At 62.0% G+C, this 9,929-nt stretch carries 11 protein-coding genes; 6 read left to right on the forward strand and 5 right to left on the reverse strand.

Translation table 11 applies throughout. The features are described from left to right. Positions 1–22: 22 nt before the first annotated feature. Complete coding sequence (gene ampC / locus WBB95_RS11645; protein ID WP_424487729.1) at positions 23–1,165, reverse strand: class C beta-lactamase; 1,143 nt, start codon at positions 1,163–1,165, stop codon at positions 23–25. Between the two features lie 132 nt (positions 1,166–1,297). On the opposite strand from ampC, the gene WBB95_RS11650 reads away from it, so the two are divergent. Then, positions 1,298–2,170, forward strand: a complete 873-nt coding sequence (locus WBB95_RS11650) for a LysR family transcriptional regulator (RefSeq protein WP_424487730.1) — start codon at positions 1,298–1,300, stop codon at positions 2,168–2,170. A gap of 93 nt (positions 2,171–2,263) precedes the next feature. Then, positions 2,264–3,448, forward strand: a complete 1,185-nt coding sequence (locus WBB95_RS11655) for a DUF2252 family protein (protein WP_424487731.1) — start codon at positions 2,264–2,266, stop codon at positions 3,446–3,448. A gap of 64 nt (positions 3,449–3,512) precedes the next feature. On the opposite strand, the gene yghX is transcribed toward WBB95_RS11655, so the two are convergent. Both yghX and WBB95_RS11665 read right to left on the reverse strand, forming a co-directional pair. Continuing rightward, entirely contained in the window at positions 3,513–4,400 is an 888-nt protein-coding gene (gene yghX, locus WBB95_RS11660; RefSeq protein WP_424487732.1) for a YghX family hydrolase, read from the reverse strand. 44 nt (positions 4,401–4,444) lie between these two features. After that, positions 4,445–4,939, reverse strand: a complete 495-nt coding sequence (locus WBB95_RS11665) for a PaaI family thioesterase (RefSeq protein ID WP_424487733.1) — start codon at positions 4,937–4,939, stop codon at positions 4,445–4,447. Positions 4,940–5,059: 120 nt separating this feature from the next. Here WBB95_RS11665 and WBB95_RS11670 point away from each other — a divergent pair, with 120 nt between their 5' ends. Next, positions 5,060–5,626, forward strand: coding sequence for a YceI family protein (locus WBB95_RS11670; protein ID WP_424487734.1), 567 nt, complete (start codon positions 5,060–5,062; stop codon positions 5,624–5,626). A 7-nt stretch (positions 5,627–5,633) separates the two neighbouring features. Here WBB95_RS11670 and WBB95_RS11675 read toward each other — a convergent pair whose 3' ends face one another. Further along, on the reverse strand, positions 5,634–6,524 hold the full coding sequence (locus WBB95_RS11675) for a DMT family transporter (protein WP_424487735.1): 891 nt from the start codon (positions 6,522–6,524) through the stop codon (positions 5,634–5,636). A 90-nt stretch (positions 6,525–6,614) separates the two neighbouring features. Here WBB95_RS11675 and WBB95_RS11680 point away from each other — a divergent pair, with 90 nt between their 5' ends. Further along, positions 6,615–7,940: a PLP-dependent aminotransferase family protein gene (locus tag WBB95_RS11680; protein WP_424487736.1), complete on the forward strand. Its 1,326-nt coding sequence runs from the start codon at positions 6,615–6,617 to the stop codon at positions 7,938–7,940. Between the two features lie 28 nt (positions 7,941–7,968). On the opposite strand, the gene WBB95_RS11685 is transcribed toward WBB95_RS11680, so the two are convergent. Continuing rightward, positions 7,969–8,400, reverse strand: a complete 432-nt coding sequence (locus tag WBB95_RS11685) for a nuclear transport factor 2 family protein (protein ID WP_424487737.1) — start codon at positions 8,398–8,400, stop codon at positions 7,969–7,971. 262 nt (positions 8,401–8,662) lie between these two features. Between WBB95_RS11685 and WBB95_RS11690 the strand changes: the two genes are divergently transcribed. Continuing rightward, a complete protein-coding gene (locus WBB95_RS11690) occupies positions 8,663–9,133 on the forward strand; it encodes a RidA family protein (protein WP_424487738.1) in 471 nt (156 codons plus the stop codon). A 7-nt stretch (positions 9,134–9,140) separates the two neighbouring features. Continuing rightward, positions 9,141–9,878 carry a CPBP family intramembrane glutamic endopeptidase gene (locus WBB95_RS11695; protein WP_424487739.1) on the forward strand — a complete coding sequence of 246 codons (738 nt, stop codon included), beginning with the start codon at positions 9,141–9,143 and terminating at the stop codon, positions 9,876–9,878. Positions 9,879–9,929 lie beyond the last annotated feature (51 nt).

The following is a 9,929-nucleotide window of genomic DNA, read 5'->3' on the forward strand; positions in this document are numbered from 1 at the left end:
CACATTAGGTCTGCGCCAGGCTCTAATGATCCAGCGCGCTCAGAATTGCATGAGCCACCTTGACCCGTTCGGCGTTGGGGTAGTTCTTGTTCGCCAGAATCACCACACCCATGTCCTTGCTCGGCACGTAAGCCACGTACGCACCAAAGCCGCTGGTTGAGCCGGTTTTGTTGAACAGCATGTCGGCCGTCTGCGGCTGCGCGGGTGTCAGCCAGTTGACCTTGTGTGGCTGCATGGCCATCTCGGTCGAGTTGCCATCAAGCAAGGCTTGCAGCTTGATCGGGTAGGGGTAGCGCTCCCAGCCCAGGCCCTGGGTCATGCCATTGACCGTGTAATAGCCGGTGTGGGTGGCCGCGATGGCCTGTTGCAGTGGTTTTTCCAGGGTGTCCGGGTGCATGTTCGCGATCACGTAGCGGGCCAGGTCCTGGGTGCTGGTCTTGATGCCATAGGCTTCGCTGTCGAGTGCGCCAGGGGTGACGCGCACGGGCTGTTGGTTCTTGTCGTAGCCCTGGGCGTATTGGCCGGATTTTTCCGCGGGCACGCTGACGTGGGTGTTGTTCAAACCCAGCTTGGGCAGCAGGGTTTGCTCCATGGCGACGTTGAAAGGCTGGCCAAGGCTTTGTGCTGCCAGGTAGCCGAACAGGCCAATGCTTGGGTTGGAATAGAGCCGCTGCAGGCCGGGGGCGTACGCGGGTTTCCAGTGCTGGAAGTAGCCGAGCATGGTCGCGGGGCTGTCAGCGGCGTTCGGGAACTGCAGCGGCAGGCCGCCGGCGGTGTAGGTCGCCAATTGCAACAGGCTGATGCCGTCAAAGGCACTACCGGCCAGTGCAGGCAGGTGCGCGCTGGCTTTGTCTGACAGCGTGAGCTTGCCGGTCGCCTGGGCGTAGCCACCGAGTGTGGCGGTGAAGGTCTTGCTCACCGAGCCGACTTCAAACAGGGTGTCTTCAGTTACCGGCTTGCGGGTGTTGGTGGCAGCCACGCCGTAATTAAAGTATTGCACCTGGCCTTTGTTCACCACGGCAACCGACAGGCCGGGGATGCCTTGCTGCTGCATCAGCGGTTCGACGCGGCTGTCCACAAGCGTGCGCAGGTCGGTGGCGGCCATGCAGGTGCCGGAGCCCAGCAAAAATGCGGATGCCAGGATTTTTTGTACGTTGCGTTTCATGGTGGTTCGCTTCCATGTAAAGGGTGCACTGATGATCAAGGCCTGCGCAGGCGTGGCAAATCTAGGTGGATTTCCTGAGTGGGGCAAACGATGATATCTCGCACCTGCCATTAGAAAAATTAAGGGCTCAGCATGTTGCGCTCCCATTTACCCCTGAATGCCTTGCGCGCGTTTGAAGCGTCGGCCCGCCACTTGAGCTTCACGCGGGCGGCCATCGAGTTGTGCGTGACCCAGGCGGCGGTCAGCCACCAAGTCAAGAGCCTGGAGGCGCAACTCAATGTCACCCTGTTCAAACGCCTGCCGCGCGGCCTGATGCTGACCAGCGAAGGCGAAACCTTGTTGCCGGTGGTGCGCGAGTCATTCGACCGCATAGCCCAGACGCTCAGCCAGTTCGAAGGCGGGCATTACCGCGAAGTGCTGACGGTCGGCGCGGTGGGTACGTTTGCCGTGGGTTGGCTGCTGCCTCGGCTTGCCGATTTTCAGGCACGTTACCCGTTTATCGACCTGCGGTTGTCCACCCACAACAACCGGGTCGACGTGGCCGCCGAGGGCCTGGACTATGCGGTGCGTTTTGGCGCCGGCGCGTGGCACGGCACGGACGCCTGCGAACTGCTCAAGGCCCCGTTGACCGTGCTCTGCGTTCCACAACTCGCGGAACAACTGCACACGCCGGATGATGTGTTGAAGCACACTTTGCTGCGTTCGTACCGCAGCGATGAGTGGACCCAATGGTTCCAGGCCGCCGGCTTGCCCGCCGACACCCCGGTGCCGCGCAGCATCGTGTTCGACTCGTCGCTGGCGATGATGGAAGCGGCGCTGCAAGGCATCGGCCTGGCGCTGGCGCCAGCGATGATGTTCTCGCGCCAACTGGAAAGTGACCTGGTTCGCCAGCCGTTCGATGTGGGCATCACCACCGGCAGTTATTGGCTGACGCGTTTGCAGTCGCGCACGGAAACCTCGGCGATGGCGGCCTTTAAACGTTGGTTGTGCGAGGTGGCGGCGTGAGAACAGGCATGTCCAATGGCTATTATCTTGAAACAAAATGAAACATTCGTGGCCGGGCTACGCTCTACCGTGTCTCCCGTACTGAGTGTGTCCATGAAAACCCCGCGCCCCTCCGATCGCATGCCTCACCTCACGCAACTGCGCAATTTGAAGATGGCCCGCTCCGCTCACGCGTACGTGCGTGGCAGCACGGTGCAGTTTTATGAGTGGCTGCACAGCCAGCCCGGTCGCCGTTTGCCCCATGGCCCGGCCATCTGGATCTGCGGCGATTGCCACGCCGGTAACCTCGGCCCGACGGGGGACAACAAGGGCCGTATCGACATGCACATTCGCGACCTTGACCAAACCGTGATCGGCAACCCGGCCCACGACCTGGTGCGCCTGGCGCTGTCGCTGGCCACCGCCGCGCGCGGTTCGGATTTGCCCGGGGTGACCACGGCGCGCATGCTCGAAGAAATGATGGTGGGCTACGAACAGGCCTTCAAGGACAAGCCCGACGAAGCGCCGCCACGCCCGTCGCAGGTCAAGGCCAGCATGCGCAGCGCAGTGGAACGCACCTGGAAAAACCTCGCACGTGAACGCATCGAGAATGCGCGCCCGAGCATTCCCCTCGGTAAGCATTTCTGGTCGTTGTCGCGGGCGGAAAAGAGCGCCCTTGAAACCGTCTGCGCCTCGGACGAAATCCATCAGTTGGTCACATCCCTCAAAGGCCGCCCCAAGGATGCCAAGGTCGAATTGCTCGACTCGGCCTATTGGGTCAAGGGCTGCAGCTCCCTGGGGTTGCAGCGCTACGCCGCCTTGTTGGGCGTTGGCGACAAGGATGACCAGGAATATTGCCTGATCGATATCAAGGAAGCCGCCGGCGCCGCTGCACCGCGCGCGGCCCGGGCGAAGATGCCACGCGACAACGGCCGTCGGGTGGTGGAGGGCGCACGCCAGCTGTCGCCGGGCCTGGGCGAACGCATGGTCGCCACGCGCTTTCTGGATCACGGCTTTTTCATCCGTGAGCTGCTGCCTCAGGACATGAAGCTGGAGCTGGATGAACTGAGCGAAACCGACGCCATGCACGCCGCCGGCTACCTGGCGCGCGTGGTCGGCATCGCCCACGCCCGGCAGATGGACCGCGCGGCCCGCAAGGACTGGATGGCGGTGCTGCAGGAAAACCGCTCCAGGCAACTGGATGCGCCGTCGTGGCTATGGACCAGTGTGGTGCAGTTGGTGGGCAGCCATGAGCAGGGCTACCTCAACCATTGCCGGCGGTATGCCCTGGAACACTGATCCAGAAAAGCCCTGAAAAACCCCTGTGGGAGCAGGCAAGCCAGCGCCCACATTCAAGCCGCCGTCAGGCGAGGTATTTGCGGAACCAGCCCAGGGTTCTTTCCCATGCCAGGTTAGCCGCTGCCTCGTCGTAGCGTGGCGTTGAATCGTTGTGGAAGCCGTGGTTGGCGCCCTTGTAGATAAACGCCTCGTACGTCGTGCCCGCCGTCTTCAACGCCTTTTCATACGCTGGCCAGCCTTCGGTGATTCGCGTGTCCAGTTCGCCGTAGTGCAGCATGATCGGCGCCTTGATGCGCGGCACGTCCTTGGCTTCCGGTTGGCGGCCGTAGAACGACACCGCTGCGCCCAGTTCCGGATAGGCCACCGCTGCCGCATTGGTCACGCCGCCGCCGTAGCAGAAGCCGGTAATGCCGACCTTGCCGGTGCTGTCGTCGTGGTGCATGAGCCACTCGATGGCGGCGAAGAAGTCGTTCATCAGCTTTTCGGGGTCGACTTTCTGTTGCAGTTCCACGCCTTTTTCATCGTTGCCGGGGTAGCCGCCCACCGACGTCAAGCCGTCCGGTGCCAGGGCGATGAACCCGGCCTTGGCCAGGCGCCGTGCGACGTCTTCGATGTAGGGGTTCAGCCCACGGTTTTCGTGCACCACCACCACGGCGGGTAATTTGCCGGCGGCTTTGGCCGGGCGTACGAGGTAGGCGCGCACGGTGCCGTTGCCCTTGGGCGACGGGTAGGTGATGTAGTCGGCGACGATGTCCGGGTCGGTGAACTTGACCTGTTCGGCCAGAGCGTAATTGGGGCTCAGGGCCGCGAGCAACGCCGAGGCGGTGAGGCCGCCAAAGGTGAACAGGGCGGCGCGGTCGAGAAACTCACGGCGGTTGATCTTGCCGTGGGCGTAGCCGTCGTAGAGTTCCAGCAGTTCGGGGGCAAAGTCTTTCGCGGTGAGACGAGTCATCGGTGCAATCCTCGATTAGCGGTGGCAGTCAATGTAGACCAGGATCAACCCTCGCGGCCATGGGCGGCTGCGGCCAATTGGTCGGTGTCGACGCGCACGAATACTGAGTCACCGAGCGCGGTCAGCACGTCACCGGCGTATACCTCGCAGACCACGCGGCTTTTGCGTCCCACCTCACCTTCGACGCGGGCGCGCAGGGTCAGTGTTACGCCCATGGGCGTCGGCTTGATGAATTTGACGCCGAGGTTGCCAGTGACACAGTCGATGCGTGGCAGGCTGCCAGGTTCGCGCTGTTCGGCGCGATAGTGATAGGCCATGGCAGTCCAGTTTGAGTGGCAGTCCACGAGCATGGCGATCAGGCCGCCATAGACCAGGTCGGGCCAGCCGCTGTACTGGGCGTCGGGCAAGTGATCGGCGATCAGGTGGATGCCGTCTGCGTGCCAACGGCTCTTGATGTGCAGGCCGTGCGGGTTGCTGGCGCCGCAACCGTAGCAGATGCCTTCCGGCGCGGCGGTGTCTTGCAGGGAAGCGCTGTGCATGCAAAGTCCTTGTTGTGCTGGGGCAACTACTCTGTTTAGCAGAGCCTGCGCCGGATGGGAATAAATCCCCGGGATGGGGTGTTAGCTCAGCACTGTCCCTTTTCTGTTGCGGAGTGTTCCATGAAGCGTCGAATGTCCCCGGTCGTCTTGCTGGCTCTGGTGTTTGGCTGGTTTTCCACTGCGCAGGCCGTGGAATACCGCGACGTCAACCGCACGGCCAGCCAGATCAGCTTTACCTACAAGCAGTTGGGGCAGCGCGTGTATGGCACCTTCAGCGACTTTGAAGGGGCGTTGACGTTCGATACGCAAAAGCCCGAGGCGGGGCACGCGTTGCTCAAAATCCAGCTCGCCAGCATCGATGCCGGCAGCCCGGACGCGAACGACGAGCTGCAACGTGCATCCTGGTTCGACACCGCGACTTACCCGGTGGGCGTGTACGAATCCACCGGCGTCACGCCATTGGGCGATAACCACTTCAAGATCAGCGGCAACCTGACCATCAAGGGCACCACGCGCCCGGTGGACGTGGACGTGGTGCTCAAGGAGCAAAGCGGCATTGGCGTGTTTGACGGTGAGCTGATCCTCAAGCGCGGCGACTTCAAGATCGGCGAGGGCGAGTGGGCGGGCAACAGCGTGGTGTCGGATGACATCAACATCAAATTCAAGATGGTCGCGCCGCAACGCTGAGGCATGGCTACCGGGCGAACTTCTTCGCGCCGGCCACGCAGCCGATCACCGCGACCGTCACCAGCACCATGCCCAGGCTGACCGGTTCATGCAGCAGGCTCGCGGCCAGCGCCAGGCCGAAGAAGGGTTGCAGCAACTGCAACTGGCCGACGGCGGCGATCCCGCCCTGGGCCAGGCCGCGGTACCAGAACACGAAGCCGATCAACATGCTGAACACGGACACATAACCCAGGCTCAGCCAGGCTGGCAGGCTGATGCCTACAACACTCGACGGCGCGAGGATCAGGCTCAACGGCGCCACCACCGGCAGCGACACCACCAGCGCCCAGCAAATCACCTGCCAGCCGCCGAGGCTGCGCGACAGCTTGGCGCCTTCGGCGTACCCCAGGCCGCACGCCAGCACCGCCAGCAGCATCAGCACATCACCGGCGGGCGCGGCGCTCAGGCCTTGGGCGACGGCGTAGCCCATCACCAGCGCACTGCCCAGCAGCGAAAACAGCCAGAACACCGGGCGTGGACGCTCGCCGCCGCGCAACACGCCAAACACGGCAGTGGCCAGCGGCAGCAGGCCGATAAACACGATGGAGTGCGCCGAGGTCACGTATTGCAGCGCTAAAGCCGTGAGCAACGGAAAGCCGATCACCACGCCGAGGGCGACAATCGCCAAGGGCGTCCATTGAGTGCGCGCGGGACGTTTCTGTTTGAATACCCGCAGCAAGCACAGCGCTAACACGGCGGCAATGGTGGCACGGGCCATGGTGAGGAACACCGGGTCGAATTCCATCACGGCCAGGCGCGTAGCCGGCAATGAGCCGCTGAAAATCACCACGCCGATAAAGCCGTTGATCCAGCCTTGAGTGCCGCTGTCCAGGGTGTTCAGCGCTGAGGTACGTTGCATAAGGAGAGGCCTGTAAAAGACACGTTGCGTGCCGGGCATCCTAGGGTTGAAGATCAATACAATCAAAAAATTGTCATGGATACAGCCGTAATGCCACGCGCCCGTTACAAATCGCTGGTCGATGCTTTTGCCCGCGACATTCGCTCCGGGGAAATGCCGCCGGGTACTCGGCTGCCGACCCACCGCCAATTGGCCGCCGACCATGGCCTGGCGTTGGTGACGGCCAGCCGCGTGTACACCGAGCTTGAAGCCATGGGCCTGGTCAGCGGTGAAACCGGCCGTGGCACCTTCGTGCGTGAGATTTCATTGCCGCCGGGGCAGGGCAGTGGGCAGATGAGCGTCGCCACGGGCATGCTCGACCTCAATTTCAATTACCCCTCGCTTCCCGGTCAGGCCGACCTGTTGCGCACAGCCTTGCGCCAACTGGCGCTGTCGGGGGACCTCGAAGCCCTGCTGCGTTATCAACCCCACGCGGGGCGTTTGCATGAGCGGGCGGCGGTGGCGCGGCACCTGTTGAACCGAAGGCTGACGGTGGCGGCCGAACAGGTGTTGTTGGTCAGCGGCGCCCAGCACGGTCTGGCGGTGAGCATGATGGCGCTGCTCAAGCCCGGGGATGTGATCGCCGTCGATGCGCTGACGTATTCAGGCTTCAAGGTACTCGCTGAAACCCTGCACCTGGAAATCGTCGCGATCCCTGTCACCCCCAGCGGCCCGGACCTGGAGTTTCTGCGCAACCTGTGTCGCAAGCGCCCGGTACGCGCGGTGTACAGCATTCCGACTTTGCACAACCCGCTGGGCTGGGTGATGAGCCTGGCGCAGCGTGAACAGTTGGTCGAGATCGCCCGCCAGTACCATTTGATGATCATCGAGGACGCCGCCTATGCATTTCTCGCCGACGATGCGCCGCCGCCGCTGGCCACATTGGCGCCGGAGTGCACGGTGTATGTCGGAGGGTTTTCCAAGAGCGTCGCGACGGGTTTGCGCGTCGGTTTTATTGCCGCGCCCACCGCGTGGGTAAAGGTGTTGGAACGCACGATCATGGCCACCACCTGGAACGTACCGGGCGCGATGAGTGCCATTGCTGTGGGCTGGATCGAAGACGGCACCGTCGCGCAACTGGAAGCGCAAAAGCGCCAGGATGCGCGGGCGCGGCAAGTGTTGGCGGCGCAGGTGTTCAAAGGCGTGGCGTACATCAGCCACCCGTCGTCGTACTTTCTGTGGTTGCCGCTGGCACAGGACGCCCGGGCGGATCAGATTGCGATGACGTTGCAGCGCGAGAATATTTCGGTGTCTACCGCTGAACCGTTTGCCGTCTCGGCACAGGTGCCCCACGCGCTGCGGCTGGCGTTGGGGTCGGTGGACATGCAGACATTGCGCGAGGCGCTGGTGAAGGTGCGCAAGGCCGTGGAATGGTGAGCCGAGGACGGCGGCTCACCGGCAAGCCTCAGTACTTGTAAGCCTGACGACCGATCAGCAGCCAGTGGCCTTTTTGCTTCTGCCAGACCTGGAAGTTGTCGATATCGGTTGGCACTTCAACGCCGCTGTTCACTGCCAGTGCATGGAAGTGGTTGCGCACCAGGGCGGTGTCGCCGTCCAGGGTGATGGTCTGGTTTTGCATTTCGAGGGTTTTGAACGCGCTGGTGTGGGTTTCAAGGTCGGCGATAAATTGCGCCTTGTTCTGCACCTTGCCGCTGGAGTGGCCGTAGGTGAGCTTCTCGGACGTCAGGGCGTGAAGCTGTTTGAGGTCCAGATGCAGCATGGCTTGGGTCAGTTGGTCGACCGCTTGGGCCACATCCTTCTCGGCCGGGGCAGGCGCAGCTGCGACGTAACCGGTGAACAGGCACAGAAAACCGATCAGCACTTTGACTTTTTGCATGGGTGTTTCCTTATTCTTGTTGGGGGCGAAGACGACGGCTTAAGTCGTCGTACAACCATGCAATATTTCAGGTGGGGAAGGAAAGTGAAATTTCGAAATATCTTGAAAAGATTCGCTATGGCGGCGTTATAACAGAAATCCGTTCTTGTACGACGTCTCAACACATTGCTATCGGCCTTGCTTTTCAGGCGCTCGCTTCCTCAGCGACTGGCACATGGCTATGCTATCGCCGCGTTGCCCTCGTTACCCAGGAGTCCAGTCCATGACACGTGATGAAAAATACCAGGCTGCCCAAGTGCGTATCGGCTACCTCTTGGAAGCATTCAAGGTTGGCGGCAACTACACGCCCTTGGTGCGCGACGGCAACCACCTGTATATCAGCGGCCAGATTCCTCGCGTGGGTGACGCGATTGTGTTGCCGGGCAAAGTCGGTGACAGCTTGACCGTGGCCCAGGCGCAAGTGGCTGCGGGCATCAGCGCGTTGCGCTGCCTGGGGTTGCTCAAGCAGGCGCTGGGTTCACTGGACCAGATCAAGGCGATCGCGCGTATCAGCGTGTATGTGCGCAGTGCTGAAGACTTTGATCAGCAGAGTGAAGTGGCAAATGGCGCGTCGGACTTGCTGCACGAAATCCTCGGCGATGCCGGGGTGCATACGCGCACGTCGGTGGGGGTGATGCAGTTGCCGAAATCGGCGGCGGTCGAGATCGATATGATTGCCGTAGCCCACGGTTGAGCGGCTTATGATCACTCAAGGCATGACGGTATTGATTGACTACGGCGTGCATTTGGCGCCGGGCTTGCTGCTGTTTGGCCTGTGGTTTGCGCTCACGCCCAAGGCGCTGACGGCGCTGCGCATCCTGATTTTGCTGGCGGCCTTTGTGCTGATGCGCGACGTGATGACGCCGCTGGGTTTGTGGGCGCTGAATGGCGACGCGCAGATTGCGTTCAGTGCCAATGCCTTTGTGTTGGCGGTATTGGGTGGGCTTTCAGCGTTGCTGGTCATGGTGCTCTCACGCTTGGCGCCGGAGTTGTGGCGGCTGATGCGCTGGACGATCGGCAACCCGATGGTTGGCCTGCTGGTGGGGCTGGCGGTGGGGTGTTTGATCGGTTTGCCGCTGCGGCTTTATCAAGGCATTGAGGCGTCGTCGATTCATGGTTACTGGGTGTGGCTGCCGGGCATGGTGGTGTTGGCGTATGGCGCCAATGCGTTGGAAGAGGTGTTGTTTCGCGGGTTTTTGCAGGGCTATCTGGAGCAGCAGGTTACGTCGTTGCGGGCGGCGTTGATCAGCGGGGTGGCGTTTGCCGCTTGTCATGCGTTTCTGGCGTTGAGTGTGACCCAGGTGGGTTGGCCGGTGTTGCTGTTTACGTTGGTTGAAGGGTTGGCGTGTGCGTTGGTGCGCCTGCGTTATGGGGTGCTGGCAGCGATGGTTGCGCATGGGAGTGTGATTTTGCTGATTGCGGTGCCGCTTGTTGGGTGATTTGGAATGTGAGCTGTGAGCTGGGTGCTGGGTTGGATGGGGGTATATCCG

Source organism: Pseudomonas sp. (genome assembly GCF_049645325.1).
Taxonomy (GTDB): Bacteria; Pseudomonadota; Gammaproteobacteria; order Pseudomonadales; family Pseudomonadaceae; genus Aquipseudomonas.

What these genes read in the sequence shown, in the direction of transcription:
- WBB95_RS11680 (WP_424487736.1), top strand. Translation starts at nt 6,615, where the DNA reads ATGCCACGCGCCCGTTACAAATCGCTGGTCGATGCTTTTGCCCGCGAC.
- WBB95_RS11650 (WP_424487730.1), top strand. Translation starts at nt 1,298, where the DNA reads ATGTTGCGCTCCCATTTACCCCTGAATGCCTTGCGCGCGTTTGAAGCG.
- WBB95_RS11675 (WP_424487735.1), bottom strand. Translation starts at nt 6,524, where the DNA reads ATGCAACGTACCTCAGCGCTGAACACCCTGGACAGCGGCACTCAAGGC.
- WBB95_RS11695 (WP_424487739.1), top strand. Translation starts at nt 9,141, where the DNA reads ATGATCACTCAAGGCATGACGGTATTGATTGACTACGGCGTGCATTTG.
- WBB95_RS11670 (WP_424487734.1), top strand. Translation starts at nt 5,060, where the DNA reads ATGAAGCGTCGAATGTCCCCGGTCGTCTTGCTGGCTCTGGTGTTTGGC.
- WBB95_RS11665 (WP_424487733.1), bottom strand. Translation starts at nt 4,939, where the DNA reads ATGCACAGCGCTTCCCTGCAAGACACCGCCGCGCCGGAAGGCATCTGC.
- WBB95_RS11655 (WP_424487731.1), top strand. Translation starts at nt 2,264, where the DNA reads ATGAAAACCCCGCGCCCCTCCGATCGCATGCCTCACCTCACGCAACTG.
- ampC (WP_424487729.1), bottom strand. Translation starts at nt 1,165, where the DNA reads ATGAAACGCAACGTACAAAAAATCCTGGCATCCGCATTTTTGCTGGGC.
- WBB95_RS11685 (WP_424487737.1), bottom strand. Translation starts at nt 8,400, where the DNA reads ATGCAAAAAGTCAAAGTGCTGATCGGTTTTCTGTGCCTGTTCACCGGT.
- yghX (WP_424487732.1), bottom strand. Translation starts at nt 4,400, where the DNA reads ATGACTCGTCTCACCGCGAAAGACTTTGCCCCCGAACTGCTGGAACTC.
- WBB95_RS11690 (WP_424487738.1), top strand. Translation starts at nt 8,663, where the DNA reads ATGACACGTGATGAAAAATACCAGGCTGCCCAAGTGCGTATCGGCTAC.